Origin of the sequence: Methylocaldum sp. GT1BB, from assembly GCF_051027545.1 — a bacterium.
Lineage (GTDB): Bacteria > Pseudomonadota > Gammaproteobacteria > Methylococcales > Methylococcaceae > Methylocaldum.
In genome coordinates this window covers 659,277-675,190 of sequence record NZ_CP194902.1, presented here as the reverse complement: position 1 = coordinate 675,190, position 15,914 = coordinate 659,277, and the positions used below count along the sequence as shown (strand labels likewise).

19 protein-coding genes and 1 pseudogene are annotated in these 15,914 nt (G+C 57.7%); 12 read left to right on the top strand and 8 right to left on the bottom strand.

Annotated features, from left to right (window positions below; genetic code table 11):
- Positions 1-32 precede the first annotated feature (32 nt).
- From ACR2TX_RS04260 to ACR2TX_RS04240, 5 genes are all read left to right on the top strand, one after another.
- Positions 33-1,376, top strand: a complete 1,344-nt coding sequence (locus ACR2TX_RS04260; protein ID WP_434110416.1) for an SCP2 sterol-binding domain-containing protein — start codon at positions 33-35, stop codon at positions 1,374-1,376.
- 562 nt (positions 1,377-1,938) lie between these two features.
- Complete coding sequence (locus tag ACR2TX_RS04255; RefSeq protein WP_156880161.1) at positions 1,939-2,724, top strand: phosphate ABC transporter substrate-binding protein; 786 nt, start codon at positions 1,939-1,941, stop codon at positions 2,722-2,724.
- Positions 2,681-3,559, top strand: coding sequence for a phosphate ABC transporter permease subunit PstC (gene pstC / locus ACR2TX_RS04250; protein ID WP_156880118.1), 879 nt, complete (start codon positions 2,681-2,683; stop codon positions 3,557-3,559). The genes ACR2TX_RS04255 and pstC overlap by 44 nt, the downstream gene beginning before the upstream one ends.
- Positions 3,552-4,424, top strand: a complete 873-nt coding sequence (pstA, locus tag ACR2TX_RS04245) for a phosphate ABC transporter permease PstA (RefSeq protein WP_434110412.1) — start codon at positions 3,552-3,554, stop codon at positions 4,422-4,424. The genes pstC and pstA overlap by 8 nt, the downstream gene beginning before the upstream one ends.
- Complete coding sequence (locus ACR2TX_RS04240; RefSeq protein WP_434110410.1) at positions 4,421-5,287, top strand: phosphate ABC transporter ATP-binding protein; 867 nt, start codon at positions 4,421-4,423, stop codon at positions 5,285-5,287. Before pstA ends, ACR2TX_RS04240 begins: the two co-directional genes overlap by 4 nt.
- 335 nt (positions 5,288-5,622) lie before the next feature.
- Here ACR2TX_RS04240 and ACR2TX_RS04235 read toward each other — a convergent pair whose 3' ends face one another.
- A complete protein-coding gene (locus tag ACR2TX_RS04235) occupies positions 5,623-5,928 on the bottom strand; it encodes a winged helix-turn-helix transcriptional regulator (RefSeq protein ID WP_434110408.1) in 306 nt (101 codons plus the stop codon).
- 181 nt (positions 5,929-6,109) lie between these two features.
- Between ACR2TX_RS04235 and ACR2TX_RS04230 the strand changes: the two genes are divergently transcribed.
- Both ACR2TX_RS04230 and ACR2TX_RS04225 read left to right on the top strand, forming a co-directional pair.
- Entirely contained in the window at positions 6,110-7,024 is a 915-nt protein-coding gene (locus tag ACR2TX_RS04230; RefSeq protein WP_347258817.1) for an SRPBCC family protein, read from the top strand.
- A 124-nt stretch (positions 7,025-7,148) separates the two neighbouring features.
- Positions 7,149-7,640: an SRPBCC family protein gene (locus ACR2TX_RS04225; RefSeq protein ID WP_168175404.1), complete on the top strand. Its 492-nt coding sequence runs from the start codon at positions 7,149-7,151 to the stop codon at positions 7,638-7,640.
- 739 nt (positions 7,641-8,379) lie between these two features.
- Here ACR2TX_RS04225 and ACR2TX_RS04220 read toward each other — a convergent pair.
- A complete protein-coding gene (locus ACR2TX_RS04220; RefSeq protein ID WP_434131287.1) occupies positions 8,380-9,126 on the bottom strand; it encodes a DUF547 domain-containing protein in 747 nt (248 codons plus the stop codon).
- Between the two features lie 41 nt (positions 9,127-9,167).
- Positions 9,168-9,943 (bottom strand): annotated as a pseudogene (locus ACR2TX_RS04215) (IS5 family transposase).
- A gap of 324 nt (positions 9,944-10,267) precedes the next feature.
- On the opposite strand from ACR2TX_RS04215, the gene ACR2TX_RS04210 reads away from it, so the two are divergent.
- Both ACR2TX_RS04210 and ACR2TX_RS04205 read left to right on the top strand, forming a co-directional pair.
- Complete coding sequence (locus ACR2TX_RS04210) at positions 10,268-10,837, top strand: sigma-70 family RNA polymerase sigma factor (RefSeq protein ID WP_168175405.1); 570 nt, start codon at positions 10,268-10,270, stop codon at positions 10,835-10,837.
- Position 10,838: 1 nt separating this feature from the next.
- On the top strand, positions 10,839-11,048 hold the full coding sequence (locus tag ACR2TX_RS04205; RefSeq protein WP_133717466.1) for a zf-HC2 domain-containing protein: 210 nt from the start codon (positions 10,839-10,841) through the stop codon (positions 11,046-11,048).
- Between the two features lie 46 nt (positions 11,049-11,094).
- On the opposite strand, the gene ACR2TX_RS04200 is transcribed toward ACR2TX_RS04205, so the two are convergent.
- The 4 genes from ACR2TX_RS04200 to ACR2TX_RS04185 all read right to left on the bottom strand — a co-directional run bounded on the left by ACR2TX_RS04200 (position 11,095) and on the right by ACR2TX_RS04185 (position 12,871).
- Complete coding sequence (locus ACR2TX_RS04200; RefSeq protein ID WP_077730237.1) at positions 11,095-11,736, bottom strand: hypothetical protein; 642 nt, start codon at positions 11,734-11,736, stop codon at positions 11,095-11,097.
- Between the two features lie 443 nt (positions 11,737-12,179).
- Positions 12,180-12,332: a hypothetical protein gene (locus tag ACR2TX_RS04195; protein ID WP_156880112.1), complete on the bottom strand. Its 153-nt coding sequence runs from the start codon at positions 12,330-12,332 to the stop codon at positions 12,180-12,182.
- A 52-nt stretch (positions 12,333-12,384) separates the two neighbouring features.
- The gene (locus ACR2TX_RS04190; protein ID WP_077730239.1) at positions 12,385-12,636 is read right to left on the bottom strand and encodes a hypothetical protein; all 252 of its coding nucleotides are present in this window, start codon (positions 12,634-12,636) and stop codon (positions 12,385-12,387) included.
- Between the two features lie 22 nt (positions 12,637-12,658).
- Entirely contained in the window at positions 12,659-12,871 is a 213-nt protein-coding gene (locus tag ACR2TX_RS04185; RefSeq protein ID WP_077730240.1) for a hypothetical protein, read from the bottom strand.
- A 90-nt stretch (positions 12,872-12,961) separates the two neighbouring features.
- Between ACR2TX_RS04185 and ACR2TX_RS04180 the strand changes: the two genes are divergently transcribed.
- Complete coding sequence (locus tag ACR2TX_RS04180) at positions 12,962-13,258, top strand: helix-turn-helix domain-containing protein (RefSeq protein ID WP_086135714.1); 297 nt, start codon at positions 12,962-12,964, stop codon at positions 13,256-13,258.
- Positions 13,259-13,680: 422 nt separating this feature from the next.
- Here the strand turns inward: ACR2TX_RS04180 and ACR2TX_RS04175 are convergent, their stop codons facing one another.
- Positions 13,681-14,181, bottom strand: a complete 501-nt coding sequence (locus tag ACR2TX_RS04175) for a hypothetical protein (protein WP_347258878.1) — start codon at positions 14,179-14,181, stop codon at positions 13,681-13,683.
- Between the two features lie 131 nt (positions 14,182-14,312).
- Here ACR2TX_RS04175 and ACR2TX_RS04170 point away from each other — a divergent pair, with 131 nt between their 5' ends.
- Both ACR2TX_RS04170 and ACR2TX_RS04165 read left to right on the top strand, forming a co-directional pair.
- Positions 14,313-14,561: a hypothetical protein gene (locus tag ACR2TX_RS04170; RefSeq protein ID WP_143735161.1), complete on the top strand. Its 249-nt coding sequence runs from the start codon at positions 14,313-14,315 to the stop codon at positions 14,559-14,561.
- Positions 14,562-15,637: 1,076 nt separating this feature from the next.
- The gene (locus tag ACR2TX_RS04165) at positions 15,638-15,910 is read left to right on the top strand and encodes a hypothetical protein (protein ID WP_434110395.1); all 273 of its coding nucleotides are present in this window, start codon (positions 15,638-15,640) and stop codon (positions 15,908-15,910) included.
- Positions 15,911-15,914: the final 4 nt, after the last annotated feature.

Sequence of the window (15,914 nt, the reverse complement as noted above, 5' to 3'; positions counted from 1 at the left end):
TTTACGTGTATATACACTAAAAGGAGATATACATGATGAATCTCGATGAACACCCCACCGTCAGGCATTTCCGCGAGACCGATCCAGCAGCGGAAGAGGCGATTGGCGGGCGAGTACTGGAAGCATCTTGGTTACGCCAACTGGCTTTGGAAGCCGGCGCGGACGACGCCGGTTGCATCGGGATTGGCCGGTCCGAGCTCGACGCACAGCGAGCGGACATCCTGCGCGTCTTCCCGTGGGCAAAGACCCTCTTGAGCTTCGTCTGCCGCATGAACCGGGAGAACATCCGCAGTCCTGCCCGTTCCGTCGCCAATCTGGAGTTCCACAATACGGGCGACGAGATCAACGAGGTCGCCCGGCGAATGGTCAGGGTTTTGGAGCAAAAAGGCATCCGTGCGATCAATGGTGCGATGGGATTTCCGATGGAGGCGGATCGCTGGCCCGGCAAGATGTGGGTGGTGTCGCACAAGCCGGTAGCCGAGGCGGCAGGTCTTGGGCGCATGGGTATCCATCGCAATGTCATCCATCCCCGGTTCGGCAACTTCGTTCTTCTCGGCACGATCATTCTGGATGCCGAGATCGACGAGGAGTCGCATCCCATTGACTACAACCCCTGCCTCGAATGCAAGCTCTGCGTTGCCGCCTGTCCCGTGGGTGCGATCGGAGCCGACGGGCATTTCGACTTTTCGGCCTGTTACACCCACAACTATCGGGAGTTCATGGGCGGATTCACCGACTGGGTCGAGGCCATCGCCTCGAGCGCAAACGCCAGAAGTTACCGACAGAAAGTCTCTGATGCCGAGTCCGTTTCCATGTGGCAAAGCCTTTCTTTCGGGGCGAATTACAAGGCTGCCTATTGTCTGGCGGTGTGTCCGGCGGGCGATGACGTCATCGGACCGTTTCTCAATGACCGGAAGGGCTTTGTCAAAGACGTTGTGCGCCCCTTGCAGGACAAGCAGGAAACCGTCTACGTCATAGCCGGCTCCGATGCGGAAGGCCATGTGGCCCGCCGTTTTCCGCATAAAACCGCCAAACGCGCCAACAACAGCCTAAGGCCAACCTCGGTGCCGGCCTTCCTGAAGGGACTTCCTAATGTATTCCAAAGAGGGAAATCAAAAGGCCTCAACGCCACCTATCACTTTACTTTCACTGGCGGCGAGAAAATCGAGGCCACTATCATCATTCGTGACGAAAAACTCCAGGTGCTGGAAGGGCATAGCGGCCGTCCGGATTTTCAGCTGAAGGCCGATAGCCGCACTTGGCTTAAATTCCTGGCAAAGGAGAAGTACCTCGCCTGGGCGCTGATTCGTCGAAAAATTCGGTTCAAGGGACCACCGGGGCTGCTGTTGGCGTTCGGCCGTTGTTTTCCTGCGTAAACCCAAGCCGATTACGGCGACAACCGGCTCGCGGCGCTGGCGTACAACGCCTCGCGGAAGGACAATCGGTACGCCTGCCGGAGAATATTGTGTCGCTCCGGAAAGGCGATGGCGCCGAAGTCGCTCGCCGCTTTCAAGTATTTGGTCGAAAACGGACATTCTTATGAAGGCAAACATTCCAAGCCTAAGAGAACTCCGGTCACGTGCTAGCCGGTGAGTGCAATCCGGCAGTAGTGTGCCATGAATGCATGATTCTGCGGCGGCCAAGTGGTGCTGGCCGAAACGGCTGCGGATGGAGGCGTTTGCTGATCGAACAGCTTGTAAGGAAGTGGAATTTGTCTCGACTAAATGTCACGCGTAAACAGCAAGCTCACGAGAACCGCTGCGGCGGAAACTCCTATCGCAGAAAGAAGTTCGTGCGCTTGCCACGAACCTGATTCCCCTTGCCGCGCTTCATCGGACAAGTCGATGATGCGGTAAGTTTGTGATTACATCCTTTTCACAGGACCCGACACTTATGCCGCTCCTATCCTTGAATCGCTACCTGAGCGCTCTCTCCGTCATGCTGCTCGTCGCGACAACGGCCTCGATTCCGCAGGCGGCCGAGCGGAAGCTGGTGTTGACCGGCTCCAGCACCGTCGCGCCCTTGGCGGCGGAGATCGGCAAGCGCTTCGAGCGGGAAAATCCCGGCGTTCGAGTGGATGTGCAGTCGGGCGGTTCGTCGCGGGGCATCGCCGATGCCCGCTCGGGGCTGGCCGATATCGGCCTGGTGTCGCGGGCGCTCAAGCCCGACGAGCAGGACCTCAAAAGCTTCACCATCGCGCTGGACGGCATCACTCTCATCGTGCATAAGGACAATCCGGTGCAGACCCTGACCGACCCGCAGATCGTCGACATCTACACCGGCAAGATTACCCGCTGGCGTGCCGTGGGCGGGGCCGACCGGCCCATTACCGTGGTCAACAAGGCCGAAGGCCGCTCGACTCTGGAGTTGTTCCTGCATCACTTTCAGCTCAAGAGCGGCGACATCAAGGCCCACGTGGTCATCGGCGAAAACCAGCAGGGCATCAAGACCGTCGCCGGCAACACGAGTGCCATCGGCTACGTTTCGATCGGCACCGCCGAATACGAGGCCTCTCAGGGCGTGCCCATCAAGTTGCTGCTCATGGCCGGGGTCGATGCATCGGTGGAGAATGTGCGCAATGGCCGGTTTCCGCTGGCCCGGCCTTTGAATTTGGTGACCAAGGCCGAATCTGAAGGGCTGGTCCGGCAGTTCATCGACTTCAGCCGCTCGGAACGTGTTCATGATTTGGTCGAAGCACAGTATTTCGTCCCCCTCGCGCACTGACGCGCGCCTCGCCGGGTGGCTCTCGGTCGCGGCCGGACTGGCAGCCGCGGTTCTGGTGCTGATCGTGCTGTTTCTGCTGCACGAATCCTGGCCGGTACTCAAGCGGATCGGTTGGCTGCGCTTTTTCACCGATGCGGCCTGGCATCCTTCCGAAGGGCTGTTCGGCCTCGCCCCCATGCTCTGGGCGACATTGGCGTCCAGCGCCGGGGCGCTGGTGCTGGCGGGGGGCTTGGGTGTGGCCTCGGCACTGTTCTGCCGGTTTTACGCCCCGCCATCCGCCGCCCGCCCTTATCGGCGAATGGTGGCCTTGCTCGCCGGCATTCCCTCCGTCGTGTTCGGGCTCTGGGGCTTGACCGTGATGGTGCCGCTGATCGCCCGCTGGCAACCGCCGGGGGCCAGCCTTTTGGCGGGCATCCTCATTCTGACACTGATGATCTTGCCCACTATGGCCCTTACCGCCGATGCCGCGCTGGCGGCGGTGCCCAAGGCTTACCTGCACGGCGCGGCGGCGTTGGGGATATCGCGTTCGGGAACGGTTCTTCGCGTGGTGCTGCCGGCGGCGCGGAGCGGCATTATCGCGGGTCTGCTGCTGGCGGCCGGGCGTGCCCTCGGCGAAACCATGGCCGTACTGATGGTTGCCGGCAATGTGGTGCAAACCCCTCATAGCCTGTTCGACCCGGTGCGTACGCTGACCGCCAATATCGCTCTGGAGATGGCTTATGCCACCGGCGAGCACCGTGCGGGACTTTTCGTGTCCGGGTTGGTTCTGACTGGGATGATCATCCTGCTGGCGGTTGCCGCGTTGCGCTTGGGCGGAGCGCGTTCACATGTCTGAAGCGGGCAGGTTCGCAATGGCTCGCAGCCGGACACTGGAGCCGCTGATGACCTTGGCCGTCTGGGGTTCGGCGCTTCTGGTGGCGGGCGCTTTCCTGTGGCTGGTGGGCGATTTGCTATGGCATGGTGCCGAGCGGCTGTCCTGGGCTTTCCTGTCGTCATCGCCGCTGAACGCCGGCAGGACCGGGGGTATCGGCCCTATCCTGGTTTCCACGCTGCTGATCCTGGGCGTGGCCGTCGCCGCCGCGGTGCCGCTGGGACTGGCGACGGCGGTGCTGCTGACGGAATTTCTTCGTCCCCGCAGTCGGTTCGGGCGACTCGTCGGCCTGAGCCTGGATGTGCTCGCCGGGGTGCCTTCCATCGTTTTCGGGCTGTTCGGCAATGCTTTCTTCAGCGTCTTTCTGGGGCTGGGCTTTTCCATCCTGTCCGGCGGCCTGACCCTCGCCTGTATGGTGCTGCCCATCCTCATCCGCACCGCGGAAGGAGCCTTACGCGCCGTGCCCGACGATTGGCGGCTGGGCAGTGCCGCGCTCGGATTGTCGCGCACCGCGGCGCTTCGCCATATCCTGCTGCCGGCGGCGTCATCGGGCCTCGTGGCCGGACTGCTGCTGGGCGTCGGCCGAGCGATGGCGGAAACGGCGGCGCTGATTTTCACCAGCGGCTATGTGGATCGTATGCCGTCCTCGCTCCTCGATTCCGGCCGCGCGCTGTCCGTCCATATTTACGACCTGTCGATGAACGTCGCCGGCGGCGACGGCAATGCCTACGCCTCAGCGCTGGTGTTGATCGGCCTGCTCATCCTGATCAACGGCACGGCCTTGTATCTGGCGGAACGTTGGCTAAACCGAAGGATCATAGCTCCATGACGCAAACTCTCGACCGACACAGCGGCTGTTCGCCCAATATAAATGCCGGTGCTTATACCGTTGGCCCATTGCAATCCGGTCCGCCCTGCTGCGTGCCCGAGCCCCTGATCCGGGTGACGAGTCTCTCCGTAAGCTACGGCGATCACCCAGCCCTGAAGGATGTAACGCTGGATATCTACAAGGGCTGTATCACAGCGTTGATCGGTCCATCCGGGTGCGGGAAGACGAGTTTTCTGTCTGCGCTCAACCGGCTGACCGACATGATTCCGGGCTGCCGAGTCGAGGGCGGCATCCGTATCGGCGGCCAGGATATACTCGCCCCCCGCCTAGATGTGTCGGCGCTGCGCCGGGAGGTGGGTATGATCTTCCAGAAACCGAATCCCTTTCCGCTGTCCATCCGCCGCAACATCGAGATGCCGCTGCGTGAACACGGCATGAAAAAGCGCGCCGATCTGGACGAAACGCTGGAACGGGTGCTCACCGATGTGGGCCTGTGGGCCGAGGTCAAGGATCGGCTCGACAAGCCGGCCTTGGCTCTGTCCGGCGGTCAGCAGCAGCGCCTGTGCATCGCCCGTGCGCTCGCTCTCGCGCCTTCCGTGCTGCTCATGGACGAGCCCTGCAGCGCCCTCGATCCCATCGCTTCCGGCATTGTAGAAGATATGATCGCCCAGTTGAGGGGACGCTATACCGTGGTCATCGTTACCCACAACCTGGCTCAGGCAAAACGAATCGCCAACTACGCCGCTTTCTTCTGGTTGCGGGAGCGGGTCGGGACTCTCGTCGAATTCGGCCAGTGCCGACAGATCTTCGAGGCTCCGGCGCATGATCTAACGGCGGCCTATGTGAGCGGGATGCGGGGGTGATGTCGATTCGTCACGGCGGTGCGCCATGCATCCACCGTTCGCGCACCTTGGCGATGAAACCCTCCCGGTTCTCCGTCATTTCGCGAATGACCCCGACCGGGGTCAATGCCGTTGAGTTAAGGCGAAGGACGTCACCCCGGCAGGGAAGGGGCCGACTAAAGGCCCGTTTGCGATTGGAATGCCGGGGTCCAGAAGCCATGGATGGCAGAGGCGTGTCACTTCCCTGTGCTCTGGATTCCGGCACAAATTCGCAAGGAGCGAATTTGGACGTGCTAAGCACGGTCCGAAGGACGAGCCCCAGGGAAGGGGCGAGCAATCCCTGCCGGAATGACGCCTTAACGTAACGGCATTGCGACCGGGGCGAGGTCCGTGCCTTTCTCCGTCAGGCAGTAGAGGTATCGCCTGGCATCGGAGGGATCGCGCTGCTTCGCGACGATCCCGGAGGATTCGAGTCGTTGCAGCCTATCCGACAGGATATTGGTTGCAATTTTTTCACCCGCGTTCGGAAACTCGTTGTAGGTCTTGCGTCCGAAGAACATCAGATCACGCACGATCAGCAGCGACCAGGTGTCTCCCACAGCTTCGAGCAGGATGTTGATCGGGCAGCCCGAACGCCGCCCGGCAGGCGCTTTTTCTCTCATGAATCGAGCGTACGCAAAACGCTTGCACGTCACAAGCCAAATGCAGATACTTGCAACGTGCAAGCGATTGTCAATCACAGCGCCGGTCGCCAGCTCATGGGAGCAGGAGCACAAAGCCCACTACATCGAAAGTTGGGGCCAAGAATCCATCCCTTGGTCATTCGTCGAAAGGAGATATTAAATGCATGCCGTTTTACCGCTTCGTTTGGCTTTGGCGGCGAACGCCGTCTTTTCACTTTCCTCCGCGCTGCTCATGCTCCTTCGCCCAGCGCTGGTGGGCGAGTGGCTTGGGATACATGCGCCAGCTGTGCTTCAAGTAGTCAGCATCGTCTTGGTCATCTTTGCTGCCGACCTGATCCATCAGGCAACGCGTCAGAGGATCGCAACGTGGCGCGCGCTTTATGCAAGTGCCGCCGATTTCTCGTGGGTAGTAGGCTCCATCGTTTTGTTGCTTGCCTTTCCTAAGCTGTTTTCACCTCTGGGCATTATTCTTGTTCTTGCCGTCGCTGGCGCGGTATTTGTCTTCGGCGCTTGGCAGCTTTGGGCCGTTGGCCGGGCTCACAGGACAGGAAAAAATGGCGATTATCGCCATTGCATTATCGTTGAAACCAATGTACCCGTTGCACAAATGTGGCCGATTGTGGGCAATATTGGCGACATCAAGAAGTACATGCCGTCATTGAAGCGCTCCGTTGTCCTGGAAGGAAAAGCACCTGCTGTCGGGGCTGTCCGATCTTGTGAAGATCACGCGGGCAAACGATGGTCCGAGGAATGTACTGAGTTCAATCCCGGCCACAGTTTCGCCGTGCGCTTTCTTTCAGAAGCTCCGGATTTTCCATTCCCGGCAAAAACAATGTGCGGCGGATGGAAAATCACACCATCGGACGCCGGTTCGCAAGTCATGGTGTGGTGGGAATTGATGCCGAAGAACAGGTTGCTTGCACCGGTCATCCTTCCTCTGTTGGCCTTTCAGGCCGACCGCGATTTCCCAAAGATCATACAGCGCATGGCTGCAAGCGCTTTAGGAAAGAGTAACGAAGTTCACTTGCAATCGATCCCCAAAGTAATGGCGCGTCTTCTGCCGAATTTTTGTTAATCTGGGCTATCCATCTGAAATGACGCCCGACCCATCATTTCACCGGACCTGCGCGAAAAGCGGCGCAGGTCCGGTGAATTCAGGCATTGGTCGTCAACCATTCCCGATCGCAAAAGGAGGTTACATGATTAAGCTGTCCACTTCTGTATGCATCAACGCTCCTGCCTCGGTCGTGTGGGAGAGGCTCGCAGCTTTGGAGGACATACAGCTATGGTCAGAGCCTGTACTCCGTGCCACATGTGATGGACCGGTCGCCCGCGGTGTTGGCGCGGAGCGCACCTGCGAATTGGCGGGAAAGTTAACGATCAAGGAGCGTTGGATCGCATGGGACGAAGGGCGGGCCTTCAAGTACGAAGGGTTTGGAATACCGTTCGTTAAGCGAGCAAGCAATGTTTGGTCGGTACATCCGGACGGCGCGCAACAGGCTTTGCTGGTGTCGGAAGCCGAAATTGAGCTGAAGGGCGGTCTAATTGGAACGCTCCTTGAGCCAGCTATGCTTGCCAGAATGCGAAGAATGGGGGCGCAGTCACTCGCATCCTTCAAGTATTTGGTTGAAAACGGACACCCTTACAAGGGCCATCATGCGGACCTTCCGCCTGCTCCCACCGGGTGTTAGCGGTGCACGAACGCCGCAAGAAACACCCAACCCGGCGTTCGAGAGGGGCGCTACGCTAGAGGGCTTCCTGCGAATGGGAGCCACAGCGAGGCACAGCGGCTTGGTCCAGGAATTCCCGGTGTGTTGCGGGAAGGGAGAACATCGGCCAGTTTTTCTGGACCGAGAACCTGTACTGTTCGAGGCCAACAGTGGAGTAGGTCGGCAATCCTTTGCCGACGAACTCGTTGGCCCAACTGCACCTCGGGAAGGGCGGCTTCGGCGCTCCAATCGCAAACGGTCATCCCAGGAGCGCTGGGATGACCCTTCCAATCGCAAACGGCCTAGCCGGGAGCGCCGGCCAGCCCCTTCCCCGGATGACCGTTTGCGATTGGAGGGGTCGCGGCTAAAGCGACCGTTTGCGATTGGGAGGGATTCCCGACCTACTCGCGAGTGCCCGTACAGTAGGTATGAAAATGCTCTAATGTTTATACCGATATAGTGAAAGATGGTCGGTAGCCGACTGGCTGGACTGATCCGGCACTATTGGGGCGAACTGCTGTTTGCCGGAGACTTGTGATGTCTGCCGTCGTGGCCAAATAAATGCTGAGGCAGGGGGCGTTCGACAGAACAGATGAATCCATTCCATGTCGTTTCAATCAAAGAGAACACTGATGACACTCGAGACTCTGACACGGACCCTCTCCGCAGCGTTCTCGTTTTCGCGCTGCTGGACAATGATCTCAACTCCGCTGTTTGGGCGTCATTCGCCGTTCAGCGTCCAGTCATAGGGCAGATTGGCCTTGATTTCCAAGCCTTGCGGCAAGTCCGGGCGATAAGTCCGGATGAATGCCTCGACGCCGCCCTTCTGTTCGAAATCCTCGCCGAACCAGTCGAAGATTTTTGATACCCTTACCGCCGTTCCCTCTACCCGCAGGCCCTTGGTGGGATTATTCAAATAGCTGGCGCTGGCGGAGTCGAGCTGCATATTCAGCTTTGCCGCGGTATAGGGTTCCGGATGTAAATCGGGGCAGCTTTTCGAGGCGCAGACGATGGCCATGTGGATGCGCGGCTCGCCCAGTCTGCGCAGGATGTCGTTCTCGATCTCGTCGAGGCTCAGGGCATTGCCGCCCACATTGCCGACCGGGCGCTTCCACACCGGATTGAGGAGATTGCCGACATCCTTGATGCTCTCAACCGGCCAGTGATCCAGCACGGTCTTGATGGCCAGAATGTTGTAAGCGTTGATGTAGAAGGCCAGCTTTTCCTCGCGGGACTTGAGATTGTCCACGGGAAAGGCAGCGATTTGTGCGATCGCCAGCGTGAACGCCGGATCGCTTTTCAACCCGGTGTAATTCAGCCATGCCAAACGAGTTCCGGCGACGGTGCGCTCGCTGAGGTGTCGCGCGAGAATCTGGCCGTAGTTGCTCCAGTCCGGTTCGGCCGCATACCCAATTCGGAAGGCCAGCGCCATGCTAAGGCCGAATAGGAAAAGCAAGTGCCTCGTCATAGATCGAGTCCTCTTACAATTGAAAGTTTGTCCCTTAGAGCCTATCCCAGTAGACCCGTTGCCCGCCAAGTAATGATGCCGCAGGCCAAGTGCAGCATGGCAAGATAGGTGTCGGTTCGTTTTTCCCAGCGGATCAAAATCCGGCGGAATCGGTTGAGCCAGCTGTGGGTCCGTTCGACCACCCAGCGCCGCGCCTTGAAACCGGCTTCCTTCTTGATCGCTTCGGCCTCCTCACCGCGCGCTCGAATGTGAGCGGTAAACTGAAAGGCCTTGGCCAAGTCCCTCACCTCGTCATAGTCATAGCCTTTGTCCAGGCACAAGCCTTGCGGCTGCTCCGGCGTGGGTACAGGGCGCGGGACGCCGATGGCCGCCAAGGTGGACCGCGCCAGCTTCAGGTCGTGCCGATTGGCGCCGGCAATCACCACACTCAGCGGCAGGCCCGCGCCATCGGTTAACAGGCTTCGCTTCGCACCTTGTTTGCCCCGGTCGGTCGGATTCGGTCCCGTTTTTTTGAACCCGCCAACGGCGCTTTCGTCATGGCCCCATCCATGGCCAACCACGACCAGTCCAAGCCCTTCAACGCATCATAAGTCAGCAGTCCTTCGCGCCAGAACGCCTGGAACACCCCGGCTTCGGTCCACTCGACAAAGCGGCGATGGGCCGAACTGCTGGAGCAAATCCCGGTGGCGTTCAGCGCATTCCACTGACACCCGGTCCGGAGCACAAACAAGATCGCATTCATCGCCTGTCGGTCCGGCACCCGCGGGTTATGGCACCCGAGCGGATGCGGTTTACGCGGCGGCAAGAGCGGTTCCATCCGTTCCCACAGCTCATCCGGAATGCGCCAGCCATCATCTTTCGTCACCAGTCCCATAAGAGCCCCTCTTGACTCGAAATTTCGGCATTAGAGGTCGCTCATCACGCTTTTGTTCCTACTGGGATAGGCTCTTAGTCGCTGGCCGGGGCCGAACCTTACGACTGATTTGGCCGAAGAGTTCAAAAGTGCGTGAAATATACGTTTCCTTGCGAGGCGCGCATCGAGAAATTCCAGCCGGCTTGTTGCCCGCAAAGTGCAAAGGTTAAAGTGAAAAGGCACCAGAACAATGGCCCGAAGCGAACAAGAAAACCGAAGGGGCATGCCTTGACCGATGACACGCTGATACAACACCGCCCGATATTGTTCCGCTATGCGCTGCTGCATCTGCGTGATGCCGACTTGGCGGAAGACGTGGTGCAGGAAACCTTGCTGGCGGCCTTGCAGTCCGATGCCGGTTTTGCCGAACGCTCATCGTTGCGTACCTGGCTGATTGGGATCCTGAAGCACAAGATCGCCGACCAACAGCGTCGTGACGCACGAGAAACCCGTTTGTTCGAGCCGGACCGGGTTGGGGCGGACGAGGACATTGAGGAGCACTTGTTCAACGCCGAAGGGAGTTGGCACTCACCGCCCAAGGTCTGGTCGCATCCTGAAAATGCTCTGGAACAGGAGGAGTTCTGGCGTATCTACGAGTGGTGCCAGCAGAATCTGCCGGCGCGTCAGGCCGAAGTATTCATGCTCAGGGAACTGGTCGGATTGGAGCCGGAAGAAATCTGTAAGGAAGCTAACCTCAGTTCGACCAATTATTGGGTTACGTTGCATCGTGCCCGCATGAGATTGCGGGCATGTCTGGAAGCGCGGTGGTTCGGCAAACAGCAGACCGGAGATAAATAACATGCGTTCCTGCCGGGAAGTCAGTGAGCTGGTGTCCAAGTCATTGGACGTTCACTTGAGTCTGAGAGAGCGAATGGCAGTGCGGCTGCACCTGATGATGTGCAGGCACTGCAGCAACTTCAAGAAACAGATGTTGTTCCTGCGCCGGGCGGGTGCGAGTTATGTGGAGTATCTGGAAAAAACAGGCCGTAAAGAATCGGTCAAGCGTTAAAGGCCGGCAATGCCGGCCTTAAAACGGGGAGCGATCAATTCATGGTTCATTGAACCGTACAAATCGCATGAATCATCAAAATGTCCCCCGGAACGACAGCGCTGTAGAACACCGTCCAACCGTCCCCTTCCGGCGTGGGCCTGCTGGCAACGGCGCTGACCGTGCCGCCTTCGTAGTAGCCGCCGCCTGTAACGACCGGGTGAGAGGCAGGGCATTTCAGGACCTCATTGAGGTATACGCCGGGCAGGACGTTAAAGGTCTCTTTCACGAACTTAAAACCGTTGCCGCCGTCGCGAGCGCAGATTGTGGTTCCGTCCGACAGAATCTCCTGGATGGCATAGCCTTCTTCGCAAGCGCCGTTGATACGGTCCTGCTTGGTCTGTTCCAGAGTGGCCAACTGGTTTTGTAACAGGTTAAGTTGAGTATTCAGCGTGCTCAGCTCGGTTTCGTGTTCACTGGCTGTTTGGCTCAGCATGACTATCTTGGCACTTGCCTCGTCGATTTGCGCTTGCAGGGAGGCTTTCACCTGGTCCAGCTGGCTCTGCAAATCGTTTACCTGCCCCTGCAAAGCTTGAAACGGTTTGCCATTGGCGCCGGGATAGGCGTTATTGGTCTCGGCATTCACTGCGGTAGCCAGACATGCGGCTGCAACGAGGCTGGAAAGGGAAAAAGCGGTTTTCTTGATCATGGAACTGTGTCCTTTTTGTTTTGTTTATTGAATTCGTTTTATCTGGATCTGCCGGTTTGCATATCCATGACCGATGTATTGAATAAACCGTGCCAAACATGAATAACCATGAAAAATCAGATGCTTATCAGGGTTGCTGAACCGAAGAGCTTCGGATTTCACTGTTGGGGCAGCCCAACGGCTTTACGCTTTAAGTTATTCATGTCGATGATTTATATGGGATCTTGTACTGTTAGCTAAAACCAACAGCGCTCGAACTCTACCGGTTCCTCGTATTTCGTCCGGATATCGGAATAAAAGAAAGTGCATTGACTTTGTCGAAAATCGCTCTTCGTGCCGAAGCAATGAACCGATAAGAAAAGGGATATCAGGCATTCGTTGCCGGGCGTGCGGCGCCCGCATTGCAACGTCAATGGGCCCTTGCCTGCCCCACGTGACTGAATCTAACCACCCGTCCCGGTGAAGAGGCGAAGCGCCACCAGTCGATCGACGATCAAGCCGCCGATGCCGATGCAGGCAGCGGTGAGCAGGAGGGCGGCGAGAACGATGTGGGTCTCGGTTCGGGCCAGAAACCTTGAGAAACGGGGGAGGCTCATCGGGCGTTCGCCGGCGTGGTTGTCGGATGTTTTCATCTTCTGGGTAGAGGGACTATTCGCCCGGATTGCGCCGGCTTGTCAAGCGCCGGTACTCGGCGTCCAGGGCGTTTTGCGCATGTTTGACGATCGACTCTCCCGCAGTTCCGGCAGTGAAGAGGAGAAAGCCTTGAAGCTGATTCCGGTACATCAAATAGCCGAGCTCGACACTGCCGCCGCGGCGGACATAGTCGACCAGCCGGGTCACAATCGACTGACAGGCAGCGTGGAGATCGCCGAGGGGCATCTTGGTTTGATAGATAGACATCGGTGCTTTCCCTGTGGCTTGGCTAGAAATACGCCTCCTGCTCGAGGCAGCGCAGGGTGAGCTTGACCATGTTGATCAACCGATGCTTGCCGATGACGATGCTGTCCACCTGACCCCGATCGACCCACCCCTCCACCACACCCGGCGATACCCCCACCAGTTCCGCGAACTTCTCCCGGTGCATCACCTGCACGTGCGGCAGCAACAGAACTTGACGGATGGCCTGTTCGTCCATAATGTCCCCTCATTGCGTTACATTGGGAAATAACATGCTATTTGAACATGTATTTTATACATTACGGTAAATAGTACAAGTATGAGATCTATGCTTGACGAATTTGCCGCGAACGACCGAATTAAGCAGCTACGGAAGACATTAGGCCTGACGAGGGACGAATTCGCCCAGAAGACAGGGATAGGAACGAACCAGCTCAGCAATTTGGAACACAAAAAGCAGAAGGTTTACGCCTGGCATATCGAGGCGATTTCCAACGAATGGCCACAGTACGGTTATTGGCTTTGTACGGGAAAGGTCCTGCCCGATGCCGGGCAAATCAGCCCCGAAATCAAGGAATCGCAGAGATATTTGAAAGTGGCCGAGCCACCGCCGGAGAAGCGCTGACGAGAGGGAGGACAATAGCCGACCGGCGTATTTTTGGGGACATCAACTTCACCCAAATCCCCGTACAGTTCCGTGTCGATAATGTAACTCGCCGGGAAGCCATCGATTTCTGTTAGCTATGGACGACGTAAGAATCAAGGGATGCTTACGGAGCTTCTCATAACGTTTCGGAAACAGTGTCGCGTCGATCCTCCCCCTGTTCGTACCAGTAAGCAATTTTTAAGACGTTTCTCTACCTCTCACTCTTTTACTGTCCATTTCGGGTTTGTCCTGGCTGAATTTGAGAAAACGGAAAAGATAAGAGATTGTTCGAGAGTTCGGCCAACATCGGGTGAATAGAAAACAGCCTCTAACTCGAAAGGAAAAGCGAGATTCGTCCGCTGTTTCCGACGTTGTCCTACGAACCAATTGTTGGATGCCGGCTAGCCATTGCCGATGCTCGATTTCTCTTCACTGCGCAGGAGGAGAACGCGGCCGGCTCGGCGGATCAGCGTATCTTTGGAGTGCCCGCGATATTGCATGACGGAGCCGGCGACTGTGAGGGCGAAGTGAACGGACGCAATGGCGGATTTCCGATTCGACGAGACCTCGACTTCGTCAATGTGATGCTCGTAGCCGAGCGTGGCTATACCGCCTAGGCGCGCTCCGATGTCAGCTATCCCCTGGTACATCTGTTTGTAGGCCGCGCAGGTTTCCTCTTTGTTCTGCGTGACCTCCACTCGTTGGCCGTAAACGACTGATATGCCGCGACTCTCAAAGTCGTTATCCAATAAATTGCAGAGCGCTTCTGGATTGCGGCTCAACGTCGCGTGGGTCTGCATTTGGTAGAAGGCCCTGACCTGATCGTCCGAGATCTTGCGCCCGCCGATGAAGTAATACCAGCTGACTCCGGCCAGGATTGCGACCAATAGCAACATGCGCATCTAAATCTCCGAAAAGTTGTTGATGATCCGCCTGCGGCGGTGCCAAATTAGGTTGGAAGAATGAATAAGATTGGCCCAATTTACGCCGATCAATCCAGGAACCTGGCCAAGAGCCGACTAAAGAAACTCACATGGCGCTCACCTTTAGGGCTCAGGCGACCGGCGGACAAATAGTTGCTAACGGCGAAAAAACCGCAGATCAAGGCAAAGGCGATGCCCAACCATTGAAGCCAATGAATCCGCCGAGTGAAGATCGCCTCAACCGCAGGGAAAAACATGCTGCTGCGACGGCTTTCAAGGAGATGATTCATCCACGCCGGCAGCAACCAATAGAACATCACAAACAGTACAAGGCCAAAGAGCACTGCACCTTTCCATGACAAACGGTTTGCAATGTGAGTCGTGTCACTCAACACCCCCTGACCGCGAGCGTTTGCGACGATATCGGCGACGGTAACCCATGTTTAAACGTCGTTTCGAATAATCCCAGCAGATAAGTCTAGTGACTTCGCGGCTCAAAAAAGCCAGGTTTGAGTCGGAAAAGGCTGAAAATCGTGTAAGCCAGAACTTACGAATAGATAGAAAAAGGATTGGAGGCGGCGTTACGGCCTTTCGGAAAGCTTCACTCTGCTCGGTAAAGTCTTCCAGCGGCAAAGGGGTAAAAGCGAACCAAGCTCAAAACTACCGCCCTGTTGTCTTATGATGCGCTCGCGCCTAGAGAATTTTCCGATCCGGTATCAGGGAGCCCGATATGTAGGTCGGCAATCCCTTCCCAATCGCAAACGGCCGCCCTGGGAAGGGCCTGGCCGGCGCTCCCGGCCAGGCCGTTTGCGATTGGAAGGGTCATCCCGGCGCTCCTGGGATGACCGTTTGCGATTGGAAGGGTCATCCCGGCGCTCCTGGGATGACCGTTTGCGATTGGAGCGCCAGGACGCCCCTTCCCACAAAGTCCTTTGTCGAGCCGATAAGTCGGCAAGGGATTGCCGACCTACGTGCTTCCCGCCCGACATGAATCCGTACACCGGGATGAAAAACGCTCTAATCGTACGGCAGCCAGGCCGCGGAACCGGCGGGTTACGGCGCGCGGAAACACCCACAGGAACCTGGCAGGTTCGATGCGATGCGCGCCTAACCCACCTTACTGCGAAATCGTTTTCAAGTAGACGGGGATGTAATTGGCAGCCAGTCCTAAGGCCTGTCGTTTCGGCATTCGCCGCTAGCATGACGCTTATTAACCCGGCCTATAAATATAGGCCGGGTTAATCCAGGGCAGGGATGCCCCGGCGCGGCGACAAGCCGCGTGAGCCCAGGCCGGGCGTGTACCGGCCTGGGCGGCGGCCCGAAATACCAGGAGGGTATTTACGGGCCTGATTAATAACTGACCGGCATTGGGTTTTGACCGGAGTTTTTTCTTTGGGTAGAGTCGGTACGGGCCTAAAGGGATTTTGGAGGCGTTATGCGTTTCGTGTTTTTAGCTTTGTTGGGTCTGATCGGTGGATGTGCGTCGGATCCGGCGGTGCGGCAGCAATTAGCCGGGGCGGTTCAGGCTCGGTGTTTGGCCGAATCCAAGAAGTATATCGAGGCAGGCGTGGAAAAGGACTACTTCACGCGATGCGTCGATAGTCGGTTGTCGGCTCTGGGCGAAGAACCGATCTATGATCCCGGTTTTGAGGAGCGATGGCCGGAGTTCGAGAATCCTACGACCGGCCAAGCTCTCCAGGAGAGATAGGCCG